This is a genomic window from Mariniblastus fucicola (assembly GCF_008087665.1).
Classification (GTDB): Bacteria; Planctomycetota; Planctomycetia; order Pirellulales; family Pirellulaceae; genus Mariniblastus; species Mariniblastus fucicola.
In genome coordinates, this window is record NZ_CP042912.1 from 2,043,222 (window position 1) to 2,063,504 (window position 20,283).

Here is a 20,283-nt window from a genome sequence, read left to right on the forward strand (position 1 = left end):
GTAACTTGATCGAGCGAAGCAAAAGGCAGGGCATAATTCAGCTATAATTATAGCTGATTTGGAAATTACCGATATTGGACAGCATACAAACATGGCCGACCATTTTGGCGCTACGATCTGGATTGACGCGGATGCCTGTCCGGGAGATATCAAAGAAGTCATCTATCGCGCTTCCAAACGGCTGAAGATTAAGGTAGTTCTGGTTGCCAATCAGTCAATCTGGACGCCTGAGTCAAACCTGATCACGTCCATCACGGTACGCGACGGAGCCGATATCGCCGATAACACGATTGTTGAAAAAATGAGCCCAGAAGACATTGTTGTCACGGGTGACATTCCTTTGGCAGCTCGGGTTGTCGAAAAAGGCGGAATCGCAATCGGGACTCGGGGTGAACTGTTCGACGAAGGCTCCATCCAAAGTCGGCTGGCGACGAGAAACCTGATGGAGCAGTTTCGGGCTGCAGGTATGGAGACGAAAGGACCGAAACCGATGAGCCAGAAAGACGTTCAGGCTTTCGCGAATCAGCTGGATCGACTGCTCACGACGCTCGAGCAGGCCAAATCAGACGAGTAGCGAAGCGGCCCACGACGATGGCGGTACCAAGCTGGCTGAGCAGCAATCCGTGGAAGATCTTGAAGGGCAAACTGTGGCAAGCTACGGAAATCGCAGGACGCAATTTTCTCGGCTGTCGTTCAATCTGAGAATGGATCGACGACTGCTTTTTTCATTTTGACAACAGCCGGTTTCTCGAATGGCATTTTCCGTACTCGAAAGCCCATGCTCCGAAACAGGAATAGTTGAACCATCAGAACGACGGACGCGGTAAGCAAACCAAGGAACAAGTTTCCGGATCCCGCGACGAGCAGCGGGAGTCGTGAAAAATCCGCCAGCCATATCCCGATCGCCGGTATGACGAAGTAAATGACTGCAACCAACGTTAACACGATGCCGAATGTTTTTGTCGATGTCTCTCGCATCAGCCAGAACGCCGGCAGCAGGAAAAAGGTCCCGATGGCGATTCCCGCGAACGCCCCGATCGTTCCCAGTCCAATTCCTGCCTCGTTGTTCCAATTTCCGAACAAGGTCGGAGCCGTGAACGTCACCGCCGCGATGCATATCAGAACTAGCCAGTCGGTCCGACGCTGAGCCTGCGAAATGGTTTGTGTGTTGCTTCCCTGGTCCGCCGTCCATCCGCGATACGCGCGCATCAGCAACGGTGCGATCGTCGCACCAAATCCGGCAATCGCAACCAGCAGCATCAGCAACGCCAGTTCCTGCAACACATAGGGAAGAAAGCGACCTGACGAAATGAGGTTTTTGAATAGCAAGGACGTCACGACGAAAGCGCACGTCGCGAAAAGCAGCAGCACAAGAAACGCAAGTCGCCAGCTAAGTCGTTTTGGCGACCACGCGAATACGAAAGAGATCATCACTGGCAGTGACAGTGACGTGCCGATTAGCATCGCCGAAAGATAGCGGTAGTCCACTGCGACAGAAAATGAGCCAATGCCAATCACCGGTGGAAAGGCTTGCCGCAAGAGTAGCGCAGGCGCGGACAATAGCTGTATCACGATCATGGCGACGCAAAATCGTTGCGCGACCCAGCGATTTTTCGTCGTCCTCGCAGTGTCCGTCAGATGATTTGCTTCTGGTTCCATCGCAGCATTGTGGCAGACCAAAAAGTGGTTTACCAGCGATGCCAGGCCGGATGTCCTTCCTTCACCGCCACGAATACTCCGGATCCTGTGGCTGTGACCTTGTCTTCGGCAATCAGCTCGGCTTCTGTCCGAGCCCAGCGATCTGAAGACTCGACAACTCGAGCGATCAGTCGGACCGGATTGCCAATCGGAGTCGGAGCTTTGAACTTGACCGTAAACTCGGAGGTCACTGAACACGGCGGCTTCGTGGCACCTGACGTTTCCATCAAATGCCACGCTGCCGTCCAATTCATGTGACAATCTAAAAGTGCACCAATGATGCCGCCGTTGAGCATGCCTTCGAATGCCTGATGCCATTCTTTAGGCTGGAATTCTGCCACCACCCGGTCCTCGTCAACGAAACTCTTGATTTGGAGTCCATTGGGGTTCGCGGGGCCGCAACCAAAGCAGATAAGCTCGGGAGCGAATCGGTCCTGCAGACTTACCGTTTCAGGCATACTCATTCTCGGATCCAGGTGCCAGTGTTACTCGCCCTGACCATAGGTGGAGCGAAAGTTGGTAGCTGCCGGGGCTGGAGTCCGTGCAGGCTGCTGTGGAATCGGCGAAGTCTGCTGGCGGAATACCGGCGTGCTTGGCATCGAGGAAGTGGATGTTCCGACGCTCGCTGCGGCGTTTTCGCTTTCGGCCAGAACCTGAAGCAGCTTGCTGATGCAAAGCTTGTTCATGCTGGTGCGATGGTCATCGGCTTCCTTCTTCAGGGCCTCATGCAGGCTTTCCGGGAGGCGGACCGTGATCACCCGAGTTGCCTCATCTTTGCCGCCGCCGCGAACTTTGGCTGTTCGCAAGCTGGCGACCATGGTCTGGATTTCGCCGTAAGCTGGCGATTGCTCGAACTTCAGGAAATCGTCCTGTCCTGGGAACACGCTTCTGGCGGCTCCGTTTACACCCAGTGTCTCCCTGAAAAATGTTACCCAGTCTGGACGCCGTTGATACAGATCCTTAGCGACCTGAAGAATCTTTTGACAGCGAACAGTGAAACCTTCCTGTGTCATGGGCTCATTCATATGAGGCTCCCTCCGAAACGAATTGCGATGAATTGGATGCCGAAAGTCCATGTCCTTCGGCTTGTCACATCCATCATTCGAGAAGGGCAAGCACTTTTTCTGATGTCGCTAATATGCCAGCACTTATGTCGAAATCACGAATCTGCAAATAAGCGATGCACTGCTGCGTAAAAAATGCGCATCGATAGCCTGCTTAACTATTGGGCAGCGGGCGTAGTGACATTTCCAGAATGTCCTTCTTCTCGCTTTTCTGGAGATTGTTCGGATTTGGCTCAAGAAACGGTGTTTTCGCCTGTTTTCAGGTCGAATATTGATTCACCGTGTTGGGAGCAAAGAAAGGTGGCCACTGGCCTGTCGACAATTGTAGTCAAGCACAGGCCAGGGCGTGTTCACCTTCGATGAGTAAAACTTATCCTGCCTAACCGGCCAGTTCGTCGCGGCATTTTTCCAGCAACTGGCGGGTCTTTGTAATGCCTTCTTTGGCTTCGCCTTGGCCTTCGAATTCGATGCCAACGTAACCACGGTAGCCGGCGTCGTAGACGATTTGCATGATCTTGCGGAAATCGATGTCGACTTCGTTGCCTTCGGCGTCAAATTTGTATGCCTTGGCGCTGACAGCTTTCGCGAACGGCATCAGAGCAGCCATACCGATATATCGATCGTAGTAGTTGCCTTTTTTGCCGTTCCGAGGCCACTCGATCCAGAAATTGCCAAAGTCCGGAAGCGTGCCGCAGTTGTCGAGGTCGACTTTGCGGATCACTTGAGCCAGCCATTGGCCGTTCGAAGACAGACCGCCGTGGTTTTCGACGATCACGTTGATGTCGTGCTGGGCAGCGAACTCACTCAAACTTCTCAGCCCATCGGCCGCACGTTCGGCTTGTTCCTGATACGTTCCGCCTGACGCCGCGTTGACGCGAATCGAGTGGCAGCCCATATGTTTTGCGGCTGTGACCCATTTATAGTGATTCTCAACCGCCTTTTTGCGTGCTGCGTCGTCCGGATTTCCAAGCTGGCCTTCGCCGTCGACCATGATTAGCAACGACTTAACGCCGTTATCGTCGCATCGCTTGATCATTTGGTCCAAATACGCCGTGTCTTCGGCTTTGTCTTTGAAGAACTGATTGACGTATTCAATCGCGTTGATTCCAAGGTCTTTGGCGGTTTTGGCGAACTCGAGGTTGTCCATTTTGCCTCCGCGAAGTTCGCGGTTGAGCGACCACTGAGCCAGCGAAATTTTGAATGGAGGCTCATCAGCTGGCTTATTGATCGCAGCAAATGTCGAGGTAGCCGGTGCGGCAAGCGTCAGGGCTGCTGCTGCCGATGTTGCCGCGAGAAAGTCGCGACGATTGAGTGGATTGGTCATTGGTTCTCCTGTGTTAAAAGTTCTCAGCGTGGCTCTATCATATACGGCGGGTCACAAATCTGAAAATACAGGGAACGACATATGCCAAAAACCGCAGTTTCTTTCGAAGACGTCCAGTCGGCGCATGAAGTCGTCGCCAAGTTTGCTCATCGTACTCCGATTTGGACGTGCGAAACGCTCGATCGGATCAGCGGTATGCAGCTGTTTTTTAAGTGCGAGAATTTTCAGAAAAGTGGAGCTTTCAAGTTTCGCGGCGCGATCACGGCGGTCAGTCGCCTGTCAGATGCGGAAAAGCAAAATGGTGTCGTGACGCACAGTTCCGGAAATCACGCTGCGGCTTTGACTCGCGCCGCGGCGATCAATGGCGTCGAAGCACATATCGTGATGCCAGAGAATTCTTCGAAAATCAAAATCGCTGCGGTTGAGGAATACGGCGGGAGGGTCACGCTTTGTAAACCTACGCTCGAGTCGCGCGAATCGACCGCGGAACTGGTTCGTCAGAAAACCGGAGCCACTTTGATTCCGCCTTTTAATCATCCTGATGTAATCGCCGGACAGGGGACGTGCGCGAAAGAGCTGTTTGAAGATGTTGAGTCGCTCGACGCCATCGTGGTTCCAATCGGAGGCGGCGGTTTGATGTCGGGTTCTTGCCTGGCCGCGGCGGCAATGTCGCCCTCAACCAGAATCATCGGCGCCGAACCGGCTGGAGCGGACGATGCATATCAGTCGCTGGCGGCAGGGCGAATGATTCCGCTAGAACGCGCGAATACAATAGCCGACGGTTTGCGTACCAGTCTCGGCGATATGACGTGGCCGATCATTCAAAAGCACGTCGAACAAATCGCGTTGGTATCGGACGAAGAGATCGTCGAAGTCATGAAGACGTTTTTTGAGCGATCGAAGTTGCTGATCGAAACCAGCTGTTGCGTAGCGGTTGGTGCGGCGCTGCTACGGAAAATCGAAAATCTGTCTCAGGGGAGCCGCGTCGGCGTAATCATCACCGGCGGGAACGTGGATTTGGCCGCCCTGCCCTTTTAAGGGTCAGCAAATGCTGCGGCTCAACTTGGCGCAACTGACGCAAGCAGAGCCGCAACAATCCAATCTCAATTTTGCTCAACCGTCTCGTCCAACCTGAATCAGCATGTTGCTTTGATCTGGCAAGATGTCGATTGAAGCGTTTGAATTCAAAAGGTTTTCGACTTCCATCACTTCCAGAACCGTTTCCAGGATCTCCGGATCTTTCTTGGCGATCTCGTTTAGTGCCTCGCCGACGATCTGCGGCCGCGAAGAAGCGGCTTCGGCCATTTTCTGTGACACTCGAAATGCAGTTTCGGATTTGATCAGTCCGACCCGGTTCTCCCCGTCCTGTTTCATCGCGCTCGTCACCTGGACCAGTCGCTTCACTACTTTTTCAGTAATGTTGTCGACCATCCCACGATCCGTGAAAGCGACTTTGCGAATGTAAACCGATCCCAAAGAGTAGCCCCACTGTTCGGAGAGCGGAGACACCGTTGCGCGAACGTTGCGGCTGAGCGAATGACGATCTTCGAGCATCTTTTCCATCTCAAGATTGCTCAGCGTCGAAATCGTGGAACTGGTAACGTTCGCCTGAAGTGAACCTTCTGGATTGGCGTTGGTGAACAGGTAGGAAATCGGATCCGAGACGCGCATCTCGTACCAAATGCCGACGCCCATCGGCGTTCCCTCTTCCGAGTTCACCATCTGGTTCCGCATATAATGCTGACGCAGCGATGTCCCGACCACGTACTTCTTGCCGAAGAAAGGAATCAGCAACGCCTTGGGGCCGAACTTGGTCAGCGGAAATTGCAAACCCGGTTCGTCGATCGTGCCGATGACTTTTCCGAACAGCGTGAAGACTTGCGACTGACATTCGTTGACGCAAGCGTAGAGCCCGAACATGCGAGCCAAGCCAAGGAAAATCGGAATGGCCAGGAGTCCCATGAGGAAACCAGGGATCGCATAAGGCAGCCAGCCGATGAGTGATTCGATCAATTCTTCCATTTTAGATTCCTCCCTTTTCACTTGTTCCCGTTGTCTGGATGACGCGTTTGGCCTTGCTGAACAAAGGGATCCGCAAATTCCTCAGGTAGGCTCGCAAACAATCCGAACCGCCCTCTTTTTTGATTTGAGACAGCGTCTCGGCCAGTTCTTTCAGTGGAGCAACTTCGGCTTGTGCGTTGTTCGTCGCGATTTCGACAGCTCGTGCGCTCATCGTGATTTGCTGTTCCGAATCCGCGCGAGCGGTACTCAGATCGCCTGCGACCTGGTTGCGAGTGCTGTTGATCGCCGACAACGCTCGGTCGACTTCGCCCGGCGGATCGATTTCCGTAATCAATGCCGCGTCCAACTCAATTCCGTAGCGACCGGTCGTCGATCGACATTGCTCTTCCATGTACTGATTGAGCAGCGGAAGATTTTTCCGCAGGTCATTGATCGAAACGCCTTCTGATAATTCGACCGCGGAATCAGTTTCCTCAACGACAGCATCTGCGTCCGATGGTTCTGCATCCGAAAGCAGAGCCTGGCCTCGCGGATCGACGAAGTTTGCGACACGTTCCCGCAAAACTGAAACGAAGTAGCCCATCACGTGCTCCAGCGGACTCGCGACGCCGAACAGATAGGGATAAAGATTGCTTTCGCTGACTCGATAGCGAAGCTGACCATTGATTCCCGTGGTCAAGTTGTCTTTGGTGACCGCTTCGATGGTGTCCTGGGCCTTCGATGGATCCCACGACAAGTCAACGGCTTGAGTCGCGACGCTGACTTTCCGCACGCGCTGCCACGGCATTTTGAAGTACGGCCCGCCTGGTCCGACGACTCGAACTTGAGGAAACTCATAGCGTTCCTCTTCTTCGCTGGTCATTTCGGATGGTTTTTGCAACGTTTTTTCGCGAAGCCGCTGAGCCTTGCCAAAGCTTGTGACGACGGCGCGTTGGTCAGGGCTGACGGTATAGAAACCGCCGATCCCTGCGCGGAAAACGGAGTATGTCATGACTCCCAAAGCAAGGAAAACTAAAAAGACCATCAGTCAAACACCTCGATCAGAAACAGGTTGAATCCACGCTGCATACTACTTTGAGTATAGAGCAATTCAACATGCCGAAGTGCGGTCGGGAGAAAGCAAATTTGGAATCGAGCCGAACGACCGTCGGCACGCGAATCCGACGGATCACTTTTCGGGAGCGTAATCAGTCCAGCCAGCGACCGATGGTTCAGTCTTCTCGCAAAGTCAGCGGATGATCGGACAGCGGATCGTTGACAGAGATCGCAATCGATCCGTCCAGGATTTTCTCGACCAGTTGCCCAACCAGACCTGCTCTCCATCCGGTGGCGAGTTTCGGTGGCGTCTTCAAATCCAGCACGCCCATTCGCCAGGCTGCAAGGTTGCGAACTTCGTCGCTGGTTCCAACGATCGAAGACGCAATGTTTTGCTCACGGCAAACGACTTTCAACGCGATATTGATGAACTGGCCCAACAAGCCGAGGTTCGTCGTTTTGCTGCGAGGCAACTTTTTCGGATAGTCGTCTTTGTTCAGGCTCAACGCTTTTTCGATCGCGTCCGAGATTGGTTGGATCGCGTTTCTCGCAACCCGGTTTTCGAAACCGCGGATCGCACGAAGCCTCTCAATGTCCGACGATCCGCGTTTGGCCAGTTCCGCAATCAGGTCGTCCGCAAGCACGCGCCTCGGTGCGCGATTTTTTCGCTCCGCTTCACCGTCGCGCCATATCCAGAGCTCGCGAACGATCGCCAGCGACTTGCGGTTCATGTTCGCGATGCCGGATACTCGACGCCACTGCGGTTCGTCAATTGTTTTCTCAAGTTCGCCCTGCCACGAATTCATCTCGTCACGAATCCAGTCGCAGCGACCGAGCTTGGTCAGCTTTTTCAGAATTTTATTGTACAACGGAATCAGGTGCGTTACGTCCTGAAGCGCGTACGCCATTTGTCGATCCGAAAGCGGTCGCCGAGCCCAATCGGTGCGCGTTTCACCTTTATCCAATGACTCGCCAATCACGCGCGAGACAAGATTTCCGTAAGACGACGGGTAGTCCATTCCGATCAGCCCGGCAGCCAGTTGCACATCGAAAAAGTTAACCGGTCGTTGGCCGATGGCTCGATAGCAAAACAGAAATTCTTCTCGCGCGGCGTGCACGATCGTTACATGGTCACCGGTGCAGAGAGCTTTCCAGAACAGGTCAACGTTGCTGACTTCCATCGTGTCAACAATCGCGTACTCTGATTCGGTCGCGACTTGCAGCAAACACAGTTCGGGCCGGTATCGGTTCTCTGAAACAAATTCAGTGTCAAATCCGATATACTTCGCGGACTCAAGCCGCTTGCATAACGATTCCAGAGCGCTGTCGGTAGTTATAAATTCGAATTCGGGAAGTTCGGACATCCGGGTGGCGGGGTTGGTCGAGGGCAATGTTAAAGTTTAACTCAAGCGGCGAAAACTGGATACGCCAAACTATGAATCACACTCACTCAGCTCGTAAAAATACCGTTGGTCTTCTGGTTAGCGTGAGAAGTCTTCGCGAAGCCGCGGTCGCGGAAAGTGCTCAATGCGTCACGATTATTGACCTCAAAGAGCCTGAGCACGGGTCGCTGGGTTGCGTTTCGATCGAAGTCGCCAATGCCGTGCTAGACGATCTTTCCGGTGATTCTCTGAAAAGCATCGCGCTCGGCGAAGCAAAAGATTGGCCCGTTTGGCCGCAGGTGGATGCCGCGATTCGAAATCAAGTGCTCGCTGGTTTCGATTTTGCCAAAGTTGGCCTCTCCGGGTTGGTTGACCAGCCAGATTGGGTGTCGCGATGGAAGATCTGTTTTGCTGGGCTTCCCGATCGAGTTCAACGCGTCGCTGTGGCTTACGCGGATGAAGATCTGGCTCAGTCGCCATCGATTGAGAGCGTGATTGAAGCGGCGGAAGAAGTCGGCTGCAACGTTCTGTTAATCGATACGTTCAATAAACAGCACGGCGGTCTGTTGAAGCTGCTGACGGAACAGCGGCTGGCTTCGATCATTCAGTCAGCGAAAAAGCGGAAACTGAAAGTCGTGCTTGCGGGATCGTTGACGCATGAAGACGTTGCGGCGATCAGACAACTCAGCCCCAGCCTCGTTCCGGACCTGATCGCCGTCCGTGGCGCGGTTTGCCAGCACGACCGAAGCTCCGCTATCGATGCCACGAAGATCGAGGCCCTCGGCAGTCTGCTTTCTTCACAAAGCTGACCGACAGATTAAATCTGATCTGGTGGCAACTACCCCACGCCGATCGCAACGCGCTATGACTGCAGCCAATCCCAGGCTGGGTTGAGCTGGAATTAGGCCTGTCGCGCATCGGCATGTTGTTCGGCCAGCCATGACTCGATTTTGAGTTTGATCTCGTCGCGGACCTCGCGAAACTTCTCCAGCTTTTCCTCATCCGTGCCCGATAGTGCCGCCGGATCTTCGAAAGGCCAGCTAAGCGTCTGTAGCACGTTGGGCCAAATTCGCGGACAGGAAGTCTCGGCTTTGTCGCACACAAAAACAACATAGCGAGCGGCGACTTTTCCGAGATAGTCGCTGAGCGGTTTCGAACGATGGTCTTCAAGGTCATAGCCAATCTCATTCATCACCTGAACGGTGAGCGGATTGACGCCAGCCGGTTCCAGCCCTGCGCTGTGGACCTCGAATCGATCACCAGCTTGCCGACGCAGAAACGCCTCCGCCATTTGGCTACGCGCAGAGTTTCCAGAACAGAGAAAAAGCACGATCGGTTTGGCCATGGTTTGGATTCCCAATTGAATAAGCAAATGGTTTGATGGAAGTAGTCGAACCCCGAAGCAACAGCAAGGCGACGGCAGCGTCTTGCTCAAACTTCGAGGTGGACCACGGACAAAACGCGTCCAAAACTAGGAAGCAATCAGCTCGTCAGCCAGTCGGCGAAGGTTTTCAAGTCCCGTCGGTGACTCTTTCTGCCACGGCAAAATCGCCAACCGATTCGACAACGAATCACGGACTTCGCGAACAAACGGAACTTCATTCTGTTTTCGCTGCAGCAAAACCGGGTCGGAAACGTCGAGCGACTGAAAACTCTGATTGATCACCCACGCATATGGCTCAATCTCGGCCCGACGAAGATCTTCCTGAAGCTGTGTCGCTTCGTGAACCGGTGTCGCTTCCGGCAACGCCACGATCAACATGCGAGCAAATTTCGGATCGCGTAGCCGCGGCAAAAGCTCTTGCACATATTCGGGCATCTCCGTCGTATGACGTGTCACTTCGCGATGGTAGGCCAACGCCGAATCAAGCAGCAAAACCGTATGACCTGTCGGAGCCGTATCAAGCACGACGAAATGATCGCCTCCTTCGGCCACCGCGCGGGCGAACGCACGAAAGACCGCGATCTCTTCGGTGCAAGGCGAACGCAAATCTTCTTCCAATAATGCTCGACCCTGTTCGTCCAGATCCGAGCCAGCCGTTGCCATGACTTCGGCCTTGTACTGCTCGACTTCTTCCGCCGGATCGATTCGGCTGACCGTCAGGTTCGGAAGGTTCTCTGTGGCCATCGTGGAAACCAGATGAGCCGCCGGATCGGTTGTCGAAAGTAAAACGTTGTGTCCGCGACCGGCAAGTGCAACAGCGATCGATGCCGCGACCGTCGTTTTGCCAACGCCGCCCTTGCCCATCGTCATCACCACGCCGTGGCCCGAAGCAGAGATGTCTTCGACCAGTCCGCCCAGGCCGATCGGCAGATCCTCCAGCACGTCATTCGACAAACGAACTTCGTGAACCGCGTCCGGATTGCCGACTTGTCGCAACGCATCAACTCCCATCAAGCTGGTCGCCAACAACGGAACCGAAGTGCGGGGTAGCGATTCGATGGCTGCCGGAATCGTATCCAGTGACTTTTGACAGCGACTCTCCATCGCCGCCGCGAACTGGTCGTCTTTCGATGCAGCCGTGAATACGCCGTTGACGATCAAGCGTTGGTTCTTGATCCCAAGATGTTGCAACTCGCCGCTCGTTTCTGCGGCTTCGCGAAGCGCGGAAGTCTCTGGTCGAGTCACCAACACGAGTGTCGTTGCGTTTCCATCCGACAACGCGTCAACGCTTTTCTGATAGATCAACTTTTGATCCTGCAATCCAGCCAACGGACCAAGGCAGGAAGTCCCCGTTGTGTTCGAGTCCATGAACCCGGACCACGCTGACGGCAAAGTCAGCAAACGCAACGTGTGGCCTGTCGGAGCGGTGTCGAAAACGACGTGGTCGTACTGCGAAGTCGAATCTGCGTCGCCCAGCAATCTCGAAAACTCGTCAAACGCAGCGATCTCGACCGTGCAAGAACCGGAAAGCTGCTCTTCCATGCTGGCCACTGCCGATTCCGGCAAAACGCCGCGATAGGGGCCGATCATTCTCTCGCGATACAGCCTCGCCGATTCCACCGGATCGATGTTCATCGCTTGCAAGTTTTCGACTCCGTTGATCGGCGTCGGTGTGCTTTTGATTTCGGTCGCCAACACATCGTGAAGGTTCGATGCCGGATCGGTCGAAACGAGCAGCACTCGCTTTCCCTGTTCCGCCAATTGAACCGCAGTCGCACAAGCCATCGAAGTCTTGCCGACTCCGCCCTTGCCTGTAAAGAATAAATTTCGGGTTGGATTTTCAAAAAGTTTCATCGTCTCGCTCCTAACAACATCCTGTTCCACCACAACAATCGCCGTCGGTCGCGACCGGCAAACTGGCCTTCTTCAATTCCGTCCCCGTCCACAACGCAAGGTTGTCGCGGGAAGGGTAATCGCTTCGGCTGACCAAACGATCGTCGATCAAAATCAACGGAAGACAATCAACGCCTTCGTCGGCAAGTAATTTTTGAACTTGCGAGTTCGCCGTGAACGCCTGCGGTTCCTGTGCGAGGTTGAATCGCTGCACGTCGTGGCCCTGCGACTTCAGCCACTCAAGATCGCTCGCGAACTGCGGCAACACGGGATCGACTTGCGGCCCACAGACTCCCGTCGAACAACACAGCGGTTTGTCAAAGATTTGAACTTTGCTCATTTGAAAACTCCTCGGGTATTTGAAATGCAATCGTTAATCGTCGAACGACGATGGTTCGTTGTAAAAAAACACTACAGGGCAGCAATCAGTTTCTTCAGCGTCTCAAGCTTCTCTGAATTGATGCAGTAGCAAACTTTTGGTCCATCGATCTCACCCTGAATCAGTCCCGATTCTTTGAGGATCTTCAGGTGCTGCGAAACGGTGGACTGTGCCAGAGGAAGCTCCGCCACAATCTCGCCACAAACGCAAGCCTCACGGCTGATCAGTAACCGAACGATACGAACGCGTGCCGGATGAGCGACCGCCCAGGCAAGTTTTGCCAGAACCTCAGCGTTCGAATCGTCGGGAAGCTTCACATCGCCCGACTCGCAATCGCGTTTGGTTGGTTTCTTCGCTCTCGGCACGTTGTTCCTTTGATCGGTGATCGACGATTAACGATATCGTCCAATATTGGCTGCGTCAACAGTTTCTTTCTACCGCAGCGTGAGATTTTATGCGAGTCGAACCTTTGGAGCCTTAAAAACCGTGATTTTAGACGATTCGTGCGGCCCCGGTTCGCTGCTAAAGGACACTCGCGATCGCTTCGCAAAGCCGTTGGCGATTCGAGTCGTTGATTCCGGCGACGTTGATTCTTCCGCTGCCGAGAATGTAAACCGAGTGTTCTTTCATCAACGCTTCGGCATATTTCCCGCTCAGTCCTGAGTAGCTGAACATGCCGCGCTGATCATTCAGAAAGCTGAAGTCGCGCTGCGGAGCCACCTGCTTCATCGTGTCCACGAACGCGGTTCGCAATTGTTTGATTCGCGTCCGCATCTCATCCAGTTCCGTCTCCCATGATTTCCGCAGCGTCGCATCCGAAAGCACCGTGTTCACAATCGCGGCGCCGTGCGTTGGTGGATTGGAATACATTCTTCGGATCAGAGTTTTCACCTGGCTTTGCATCGCGTCGGACGCGTCATCGGAAGTCGAAACGACAGTCAGCCCGCCGGTGCGTTCTCCGTAAAGCCCAAAGTTCTTGGAGAACGAATTGCAAATGATGGCTTCCTTGTCGCCGTCAGCCAAAAATTCGCGGATCGCAGCAGCGTCTTCGTCGAGTCCGTCGCCAAAACCCTGGTAGGCAAAATCGAAAACAGGCAGCAGCCCTTTCTCCGATACCAACTTCAGCAGTTCGGTCCACTGCTCTTTCGTCGGATCCACACCGGTTGGGTTGTGGCAAGCCCCGTGCAACAAAATCGCCTGTCCGGACCTGGTTGAATCCGCGATTGATTTCATCATGGCGTCGAAATCGAGCGACACACCGTCTTCGCCAAGATAGTCATGCTGTTGCACTTGGATGCCAGCGTTACCAAAGATTTTCGGGTGGTTAGCCCAAGTCGGATTGCTGATCCAGATCGTGTCGATTCCGAGCGCCGTTCGCAGCAGTTCGCCCGTCACGCGTAGCGCTCCTGTGCCTCCTGGAGTTTGCGTCGATTTCCATTTGACCGATTCCGCGACGGGACCCAGCAGCAGTTTTCCTACGTGGGCGTTGTAGGCGGGCATGCCATCGATCGGCAAGTAAGTCCTGCTGGCGTGGGCTTGGGCCAGCATATTTTCGGCGTCAGCAACGGCCTGCATCAAAGGCGTTTTTCCGCTTTCGTCCTTATAGACGCCAACAGTCAGGCTGATTTTATTCTCGTTGGGATCGTTACGAAACTTTTCGGTCAATCCAAAGATCGCGTCAGGAGGATGTAGTTCAGCGGACTCAAACATCGGTCACTTTCGGTTTCGTTGTGTCTCAAACAGAACTGCAAAGATTACTTTCATTGAGTGACTTTCTCAAGCCAGCTAGACCCGGGCCGTCTCAAATCGTGCTCAATAATTTTCCATTGCCATAAAAAGAACCGCCGCCTGCTTACACATCAGGCGGCGGTGGCTGGCGATGTGGATCACACAGCCATCGGAGTCTGTTCGCCGTTTTGGTCAATTCGTGACCTGGAAAACGTTACGCGGAATCTTGCGGACCTCCGTGTTTCGCCAAATGACATTTGAAAGCCGCGTCGCATCGATGACTTCGACATCGGCCGGGTGCATTTCCAGCTTGTACCAGAACCGGTCGGCGTCTCTCAAGTCGGCAAACTGTTGGGACAGAATCGTCCGAATGGTGATTCCCACGCTTCCGTCAGCGACATGGTCCTCACTCAGCATTCCAACCCACGGGTCGATCAGATCTACGTCGCCGTAGGCTTCCTCAAGCGCCAGTTGTCGCACAGGATCGGCCGTGATGTCGGCGAAAGTGCTGACGGGTGGCAACCCGAATCGCATTCGTACCACGTTGTAGTCCGGCAGTCCGTGATCGCGTCCTCTTTGAATGTTCAGAGATGCCAGGTCGAATCCGCCGGCCCCCGGAGGACCGAACAGAAAGTTTCGAACTTCGCTGGTGACGTGTGGATCGATTTCCTGAGCCTGCTGCACAATCAGACCGCGGATGTATGGCTCGATTCCATGCGATCGGACTTCTGCCGGATTGAAAAACGCGTCTCGCAAGGCCAGATTTCCGTCGTCGATCACGTCGTAGTTTTCATCCAGCCGCATCAGCTCCGTTGGCAGCATCGTATGCCCAAAACGGTAAGCTGCCGTCGTGAAGGTGTTCGAGACGTTTGGGAAAATTTCCGGACGGTATCCTCGGTAAGACCTGAGTGCTCCTTCTCCCAGCAGCGTCGGCAGAAATTCGTTGTACGTGATCGCCTGCATGATGCCAACGACACGTTTGCGTGCTCGAACGAAAATCTGCTCGTCGGTAAGCGTCGGGTACAACGTCGCGTAACGTGTCGCGATCCGGTTGTGCTCTCGAACGAACAGCGTATGCATGCAAGTCAAAGCGTTCTGCTCGTTGGCCCGGATATCGCCGGCGATGAAGAAGCCTTCGTCGTCCACCGGTAACATGTTTCCATCGCTGGTTTTCATCAGTCCACCAGAAAGCGTTCGCAAGCTTATGCTGGTCGCGGCATCGGAGCCGTAGACGTTGGAACCGTCGATCCAGGAAGTAATTGCATTGATCTGTTCGCGTGGCTGATTGTCCTGATTGGTTCTGTATTCCGAGCGAAACAGGAATATCAACTCTGTCCCGGTAGAAAACGGATCAAAGAGCAAGTCACCCGTCGGGACAACGATTGGAAACGGCTCCGGAGGATGCTCGTGCGATTCCGTCAAACCAAAGTCGTGATCAATGAACTGTCCCCACTGCCAAACCATGGAAGTCATGCCGCGATTGTTGGCGATGAACTCTTCGTCCTGGTTGGACACGAGGTTGCTGATCAGTCGCGGGCTGGGGCGGTCGCTGCCTGAGGGAAGCGAGATGCCGTCCTCGTATGCAGAAGGAACACGGCGTCTGAGGTTACCGCCGGCTTGTCCCCACGTTTCATGAGAGAGATTGTTGTTTGATCCGTTGATCGTGCGAAACCTCTGGATCACGATCGGGATTCTGTCTTCAGGTCCGCGTCTGCGTGGCGGGTGAAACTCGTGTTTCGCTTCGTGGTAGTCCTTCGTTTTTTCGTCGCGTCGGTCTCTGCTTTGAGCCTGACTTTCGCTAGTCGGGATCGACGTGATCAGCATCAAGCCAATCATTGCCATGATGGTGTTTCTCATCTTCACTCCAATTCATGTTTACTTTTTGCTTCGTGGTCAAGCAGCGGAAGTGAACCTGAGTGACCTGTTTCTGTTCAAACCTTGAAACGCGAAACGGTCAAGGATTTCTACGCTTTCTAATAAATTTCACGAAACCTTTGGTGGACGAACGAGTTCCCGTCGCAATTAAATGGATACGGAACAGAAAAAGGAGAGAATCATGAAAGACGCAAACTCGAGTGCTGAATTTGATTCAGCTCAAAAGGAACTGATCGCCGAATTCACCAAACATCGAGAGACACTTTGGAAAGCCATTTTCTTTCGGCTGGATCATCGGCTTGGTGGACGCATCGATCCGGACGACGTTTTGCAGGAAGCCTGGCTTGATGCGAACATGCGGCTGAAGCAGTTCGTTGAGGAGCGAGCTTCGTGGACGATGCACATTTGGATTCGCGTTATCCTGAGACAGACTTTGGTCAACGTTCACCGTCGTCACTTTTCGTCCAAGAAGCGTGACGCGTCCAAGGAAATCGGCAACACGGTTAGCGATGGCGATGATTTGCCAACGATGGCGGACTGCTACGTGGGGCGAGTTTCGACTCCTAGCCAGGCGGCGATGAAGAAGGAGTCGTTCATCGAACTGGAGACTGCGTTGCAGCGAATGAAGCCAAAGGATCGAACGGTCCTGACCCTTCGTCATTTCGACGAGCTATCCAATAAGGAAGTCGCAGCGAGGCTTGGTCTGTCAGAAAAAGCGGCCAGCATTCGGTATGTGCGAGCGATCGAGAGATTGAAGAAAGTGCTGGAGTCTCCCGGACCCGCGACAAGTGCAAACTAGGCACTTCCAAAAACGTGAAACCGGACTTCGGCTTGGCATCGCATCGTGCTTGTGATCCACGGCGCGATCGCAAGCTGGCGGTTTGACGTCAGCTGAATGCGACTGCGGATCACAGGTTGGAAGCCGATGCGAGTTGAGTGCCGACGCGACTGCGCGGGGCGATTGCCTGAATGTCGTGCCGCGCTAACAGAGCCAGTTTCAAAACTGATCACTTGGTAGTGGCTGCGGCGTCTCGCCGCGGTATTTCTGGTATTCACTGCGGCGAGACGCCGCAGCCACAAGGTTTTGAAACTGCCTCTAAGCAACCGAAACGTCTGGTTTGTCAGATTTGATGTGCTGGGATTCGAAATCTGCAGCATGATCGTGATACAGCGGCAGTCCGAATCTCATCAGCACGCTACCGTAAAGCGAATAGAACACCGGGACCAAAACAAGAATCAACAACGTTCCGAACAGCAATCCAAAGATCAGGCTGACCGCCATCGGAATCAGAACCTGAGCCTGCATCGAAGTCTCCAAAAGCATTGGAAACAGGCCGGCGATCGTTGTCATTGAAGTCAACATGATGGGGCGAAAACGTCGACTTCCGGCGCTCGCCAACGCGTCTTTCAGCGGAATGCCTTTGCGGACACGAGCGTTGATAAAGTCGACCAATACGATCGAGTCGTTCACGACCACGCCCGTCAACGCGATCAATCCAAAGAAGCTGAACAAAGTCAATTCGATACCGACGATCGCATGGCCAGCGATCGCCCCGAGCCATCCGAATGGAATGATCGACATGATGATCAGCGGCTGAATGTAGGATCGAAACTGCAGCGTCAACAGCACGTACATGCAGAGCAACGCGATCGCAAAACCGACGAACATGCTGCTCATCGACTCTTCATTTTGAGCCTGTTCGCCTTCCCAGTTCACCGACAGGTTGGCTCCGTATTTTTCACGATACGATTCGACCATGCCGGGGATGAAGTCTTTCTTCATTTCGGCAATCAGATTTCGCCCGTTCACTTTTTTGCTGTCCAGGTCAGCCGTCACCGTGATGCTTCGTCTCTGGTCAAGCCGATTGATTTCAGCCAATTCGCGGCTGTGAGAAATTTCGGCAACTTCCGTCAAAGGTCGCTCATTCCCCTGGGCGTCGCGGATGCGAATCTCTTCGAACGCCGTTTGCGTTTCACGTGCTTCGCGAGGGTAGCGGACCATCAATTTGACTTCGTGCCGGCCGCGTTGAAGCCGCATGACTTCGTTGCCGTAATAGATCGAGCGAATTGTTTCGGCAAGGTCCTGCTCGTTCAAACCCAATGCCTGACCTTCATGATTGAGTTTCAAAGTTCGCTGCCATTTTCCGGGCCGCATATCGTCTTCGATGTCAAACACGCCGGCTTTCGCAGCCAACCATTTCTTGCATTTCTCGGCGGCTTCTTCCAGATACGGAGCCCCCGTGTCGTCGGCCAGAATTTTGAATTCGACCGAAGCACCGCCAGGGCCCATCGAACGGGCTCCGAACTTCAGCACTTCCGCTCCAGCGACTTTCGGGACGCGTTCCCGCCACTTGTTGATCAGTTCGCGCGCCGAATAGGTTCGCTCATCGGTGGGCGTCAACAGAACTGAAACGCTACCGACATGGCTGCCGTTGGTAACGCCGGTTGGCCCTTGCATCGTGTCGCCGACTTCGCCAACTTTTTCGTACAGGTTCTGGATGACCGACGGATGTCCTTCGGCCTCAAGTTCCGCATTGAGGCTTTCGAACGCTTCACGCAAATGAGTCACGCCCTCGGCAGAAAACGCAGAAGATGTTCCGTTGGGAAAGACCAACGTTCCGCTGATCTCGCGTCCGTCGAGTTTCGGGAACATCCCGAACGGAGCCAATCCGGACATCACAATTCCGACGGTCATAATCATGGCCCCGAATGCAGTCGACATCACCACGATTCGATTGCCCAGCGAAAATCGAAGCAGCGGCTCGTAAATGCCCTCGATTGCGTAGCTCATCAGCTTGCTCGCACCCGCGTTGAGTTTCTCAAACAGATACAGAAACGGCTTGAAGATATATAACACTGCCGACATCAAGCGAATGAACAGGTTGTTGTCGTGAGCCAGGTGAGCCGGCAAAATGAACGTGCTTTCGACCAGGGAAATGATCAGCATCGCGATCACCGCCAGCGGCATGATGGCGATGAACTTGCCCATGACTCCCGTCACAAACGCCAGCGGCAGAAAGGCAATGATGGTTGTCGTCACCGAAGCCGTCACGCTGGGCAGAACCTCAACGGTTCCTTCGATCGCGGCGGCGATATGTCCCATGCCTTCTTCGCGTTTGTTGTAAATGTTTTCGCCGATCACAATCGCATCGTCGACGACGATGCCGAGTGCCATCAGGAACGCGAACATCGAAAGCATGTTCATCGTTTGGCCAAACGCGAGCAGAACGAAGCCCGCTCCAAGAATGGAGATCGGAATCCCCATCGCGACCCAGAACGCAAGTCGCAGTTCCAGGAAAATCGCAAGTACCAGGAACACCAGCAGCAAACCTTGAGCACCGTTTCTGGCAAGCAGATCGATTCGGTCGATCACATCCAAAGAGATGTCTCCCCACGTTTCAATCTTGTACCCGGGAGGCATCTGTTTGCTCGCGGCGTAGGATTTGACCGCGTCAACAACGGTAAACAGGTCTTCCTTGTTCGTCTTGGAAATCTGAATCACCAGGCCTGGGCGACCGTTGATCAGATTGATCGAAGTCGTTTCCGCGAATCCGTCGACGACGTTGGCAACGTCCCCGACACGAACCACATCACCATCCGGTTTCGTGATCGCAGGGAGGTCCGCGATGCCCAGCCCGTCTTCGCGTTTGTTGTTTCCTCGCAGCAACATCTCCTGCGAACCGGTGACCATTTTTCCGCCCGGAACGTCGATGTTCTGTTGGCGAACGACTTGAGCAAAACCGCCAAGGCTCATGCCGAACTGTCGCAGCGTGTCTTCCGAAACTTCGACCGAGATTTCATAAGGGCGCTCGGCCACGATTTCCGCAGAAGAAATAGCGGGGCCTTTCGGCTGGAACAGGCCCGCCAGCAGCCTGCGAACCGGGTTTTTGGGCGGCACGGGCCTCAAATCCAATAACTCGGCGCGCACCTCTTCTGTCAAATCGCGCAACTGCCTTTCGGATTCGAGCGCTTCGGCACTATTGCGTTCGACGCCAGGCGGTAACTCGGGGCCGATAATCCCCACTGAAATTGAGGGGGATCGGAACACGATCTGTTTGACTTCTGGTTCTTCGGCGCGCGGAGGCATGAAAGCTCGAACCTGGTCGATCTCACTGCGAGTCTCGTCAAGAACCTTTTGAACATCCGAAGCACTATTGTCGAGCTCAAGAATGACATAGCCGAAGCCTTCTTTGGCGACGGCCGTCATTTTTTTGACACCGTCGACATTCGCACACGCCGATTCCAGTTTCTGGCAGATTCCATCTTCGACTTCTGCGGGCGTCGCACCAGGGAACGGCACCGTGACCAGCAAGATTTCAAGGTTGAAGGCGGGGAAGACTTCGCGGCGCATGATCACCATTGAAATCGCGCCGACGATCAGCGAAGCAATCAGGAACGTGTTCATCGCGGGCGAGTTTGCAATAGCCCACTTGATGATGGATCGCATGGTTCAGTTTTGGGTTAGAGGTTTCGGCTGGGCTTCGGGCCACAGTTCTCTG

18 protein-coding genes are annotated in these 20,283 nt (G+C 54.0%); 4 read left to right on the forward strand and 14 right to left on the reverse strand.

The window, feature by feature from the left end:
* The first annotated feature begins 91 nt into the window (after positions 1-91).
* Complete coding sequence (locus MFFC18_RS07535; protein WP_075085405.1) at positions 92-574, forward strand: YaiI/YqxD family protein; 483 nt, start codon at positions 92-94, stop codon at positions 572-574.
* A 119-nt stretch (positions 575-693) separates the two neighbouring features.
* Here the strand turns inward: MFFC18_RS07535 and MFFC18_RS07540 are convergent, their stop codons facing one another.
* From MFFC18_RS07540 to MFFC18_RS07555, 4 genes are all read right to left on the reverse strand, one after another.
* A complete protein-coding gene (locus MFFC18_RS07540; protein WP_075085406.1) occupies positions 694-1,659 on the reverse strand; it encodes a hypothetical protein in 966 nt (321 codons plus the stop codon).
* Between the two features lie 29 nt (positions 1,660-1,688).
* Complete coding sequence (locus tag MFFC18_RS07545) at positions 1,689-2,162, reverse strand: PaaI family thioesterase (protein ID WP_075085407.1); 474 nt, start codon at positions 2,160-2,162, stop codon at positions 1,689-1,691.
* Positions 2,163-2,183: 21 nt separating this feature from the next.
* Complete coding sequence (locus tag MFFC18_RS07550; protein WP_075085408.1) at positions 2,184-2,723, reverse strand: toxin-antitoxin system HicB family antitoxin; 540 nt, start codon at positions 2,721-2,723, stop codon at positions 2,184-2,186.
* A gap of 418 nt (positions 2,724-3,141) precedes the next feature.
* Positions 3,142-4,086: a sugar phosphate isomerase/epimerase family protein gene (locus MFFC18_RS07555; RefSeq protein WP_075085409.1), complete on the reverse strand. Its 945-nt coding sequence runs from the start codon at positions 4,084-4,086 to the stop codon at positions 3,142-3,144.
* Positions 4,087-4,167: 81 nt separating this feature from the next.
* On the opposite strand from MFFC18_RS07555, the gene MFFC18_RS07560 reads away from it, so the two are divergent.
* Positions 4,168-5,124 (forward strand): pyridoxal-phosphate dependent enzyme, encoded by a 957-nt coding sequence (locus MFFC18_RS07560; protein ID WP_075085410.1) that lies wholly within the window; start codon positions 4,168-4,170, stop codon positions 5,122-5,124.
* A gap of 75 nt (positions 5,125-5,199) precedes the next feature.
* Here MFFC18_RS07560 and MFFC18_RS07565 read toward each other — a convergent pair whose 3' ends face one another.
* The 3 genes from MFFC18_RS07565 to MFFC18_RS07575 all read right to left on the reverse strand — a co-directional run bounded on the left by MFFC18_RS07565 (position 5,200) and on the right by MFFC18_RS07575 (position 8,507).
* A complete protein-coding gene (locus tag MFFC18_RS07565) occupies positions 5,200-6,108 on the reverse strand; it encodes an SPFH domain-containing protein (protein ID WP_075085411.1) in 909 nt (302 codons plus the stop codon).
* A gap of 1 nt (position 6,109) precedes the next feature.
* Positions 6,110-7,099 carry an SPFH domain-containing protein gene (locus MFFC18_RS07570; protein ID WP_238381297.1) on the reverse strand — a complete coding sequence of 330 codons (990 nt, stop codon included), beginning with the start codon at positions 7,097-7,099 and terminating at the stop codon, positions 6,110-6,112.
* Positions 7,100-7,319: 220 nt separating this feature from the next.
* Entirely contained in the window at positions 7,320-8,507 is a 1,188-nt protein-coding gene (locus tag MFFC18_RS07575; RefSeq protein ID WP_075085413.1) for a ribonuclease D, read from the reverse strand.
* Positions 8,508-8,578: 71 nt separating this feature from the next.
* Here MFFC18_RS07575 and MFFC18_RS07580 point away from each other — a divergent pair, with 71 nt between their 5' ends.
* Positions 8,579-9,334 carry a (5-formylfuran-3-yl)methyl phosphate synthase gene (locus tag MFFC18_RS07580; RefSeq protein ID WP_075085414.1) on the forward strand — a complete coding sequence of 252 codons (756 nt, stop codon included), beginning with the start codon at positions 8,579-8,581 and terminating at the stop codon, positions 9,332-9,334.
* Between the two features lie 92 nt (positions 9,335-9,426).
* Here the strand turns inward: MFFC18_RS07580 and MFFC18_RS07585 are convergent, their stop codons facing one another.
* The 6 genes from MFFC18_RS07585 to MFFC18_RS07610 form a co-directional block, all read right to left on the reverse strand.
* Positions 9,427-9,870, reverse strand: a complete 444-nt coding sequence (locus MFFC18_RS07585; protein WP_075085415.1) for an arsenate reductase ArsC — start codon at positions 9,868-9,870, stop codon at positions 9,427-9,429.
* A 126-nt stretch (positions 9,871-9,996) separates the two neighbouring features.
* Positions 9,997-11,763 carry an arsenical pump-driving ATPase gene (gene arsA, locus MFFC18_RS07590; protein WP_075085416.1) on the reverse strand — a complete coding sequence of 589 codons (1,767 nt, stop codon included), beginning with the start codon at positions 11,761-11,763 and terminating at the stop codon, positions 9,997-9,999.
* A gap of 10 nt (positions 11,764-11,773) precedes the next feature.
* Positions 11,774-12,142 carry an arsenite efflux transporter metallochaperone ArsD gene (gene arsD, locus MFFC18_RS07595; RefSeq protein WP_075085417.1) on the reverse strand — a complete coding sequence of 123 codons (369 nt, stop codon included), beginning with the start codon at positions 12,140-12,142 and terminating at the stop codon, positions 11,774-11,776.
* Positions 12,143-12,213: 71 nt separating this feature from the next.
* Positions 12,214-12,498 (reverse strand): ArsR/SmtB family transcription factor, encoded by a 285-nt coding sequence (locus tag MFFC18_RS07600; protein WP_075085418.1) that lies wholly within the window; start codon positions 12,496-12,498, stop codon positions 12,214-12,216.
* 205 nt (positions 12,499-12,703) lie between these two features.
* Entirely contained in the window at positions 12,704-13,891 is a 1,188-nt protein-coding gene (locus MFFC18_RS07605) for an amino acid aminotransferase (protein WP_075085419.1), read from the reverse strand.
* A gap of 210 nt (positions 13,892-14,101) precedes the next feature.
* Positions 14,102-15,766 (reverse strand): peroxidase family protein, encoded by a 1,665-nt coding sequence (locus MFFC18_RS07610; protein WP_084417257.1) that lies wholly within the window; start codon positions 15,764-15,766, stop codon positions 14,102-14,104.
* A 199-nt stretch (positions 15,767-15,965) separates the two neighbouring features.
* On the opposite strand from MFFC18_RS07610, the gene MFFC18_RS07615 reads away from it, so the two are divergent.
* Positions 15,966-16,583 (forward strand): sigma-70 family RNA polymerase sigma factor, encoded by a 618-nt coding sequence (locus MFFC18_RS07615; RefSeq protein ID WP_075085635.1) that lies wholly within the window; start codon positions 15,966-15,968, stop codon positions 16,581-16,583.
* A 297-nt stretch (positions 16,584-16,880) separates the two neighbouring features.
* Here the strand turns inward: MFFC18_RS07615 and MFFC18_RS07620 are convergent, their stop codons facing one another.
* Positions 16,881-20,231 (reverse strand): efflux RND transporter permease subunit, encoded by a 3,351-nt coding sequence (locus MFFC18_RS07620; protein WP_084417259.1) that lies wholly within the window; start codon positions 20,229-20,231, stop codon positions 16,881-16,883.
* Positions 20,232-20,283 lie beyond the last annotated feature (52 nt).

Coding starts and splice junctions, on each gene's coding strand:
- MFFC18_RS07535 (WP_075085405.1), top strand. CDS start 92: ATGGCCGACCATTTTGGCGCTACGATCTGGATTGACGCGGATGCCTGT.
- MFFC18_RS07540 (WP_075085406.1), bottom strand. CDS start 1,659: ATGGAACCAGAAGCAAATCATCTGACGGACACTGCGAGGACGACGAAA.
- MFFC18_RS07545 (WP_075085407.1), bottom strand. CDS start 2,162: ATGAGTATGCCTGAAACGGTAAGTCTGCAGGACCGATTCGCTCCCGAG.
- MFFC18_RS07550 (WP_075085408.1), bottom strand. CDS start 2,723: ATGAATGAGCCCATGACACAGGAAGGTTTCACTGTTCGCTGTCAAAAG.
- MFFC18_RS07555 (WP_075085409.1), bottom strand. CDS start 4,086: ATGACCAATCCACTCAATCGTCGCGACTTTCTCGCGGCAACATCGGCA.
- MFFC18_RS07560 (WP_075085410.1), top strand. CDS start 4,168: ATGCCAAAAACCGCAGTTTCTTTCGAAGACGTCCAGTCGGCGCATGAA.
- MFFC18_RS07565 (WP_075085411.1), bottom strand. CDS start 6,108: ATGGAAGAATTGATCGAATCACTCATCGGCTGGCTGCCTTATGCGATC.
- MFFC18_RS07570 (WP_238381297.1), bottom strand. CDS start 7,099: ATGACATACTCCGTTTTCCGCGCAGGGATCGGCGGTTTCTATACCGTC.
- MFFC18_RS07575 (WP_075085413.1), bottom strand. CDS start 8,507: ATGTCCGAACTTCCCGAATTCGAATTTATAACTACCGACAGCGCTCTG.
- MFFC18_RS07580 (WP_075085414.1), top strand. CDS start 8,579: ATGAATCACACTCACTCAGCTCGTAAAAATACCGTTGGTCTTCTGGTT.
- MFFC18_RS07585 (WP_075085415.1), bottom strand. CDS start 9,870: ATGGCCAAACCGATCGTGCTTTTTCTCTGTTCTGGAAACTCTGCGCGT.
- arsA (WP_075085416.1), bottom strand. CDS start 11,763: ATGAAACTTTTTGAAAATCCAACCCGAAATTTATTCTTTACAGGCAAG.
- arsD (WP_075085417.1), bottom strand. CDS start 12,142: ATGAGCAAAGTTCAAATCTTTGACAAACCGCTGTGTTGTTCGACGGGA.
- MFFC18_RS07605 (WP_075085419.1), bottom strand. CDS start 13,891: ATGTTTGAGTCCGCTGAACTACATCCTCCTGACGCGATCTTTGGATTG.
- MFFC18_RS07610 (WP_084417257.1), bottom strand. CDS start 15,766: ATGAGAAACACCATCATGGCAATGATTGGCTTGATGCTGATCACGTCG.
- MFFC18_RS07615 (WP_075085635.1), top strand. CDS start 15,966: ATGAAAGACGCAAACTCGAGTGCTGAATTTGATTCAGCTCAAAAGGAA.
- MFFC18_RS07620 (WP_084417259.1), bottom strand. CDS start 20,231: ATGCGATCCATCATCAAGTGGGCTATTGCAAACTCGCCCGCGATGAAC.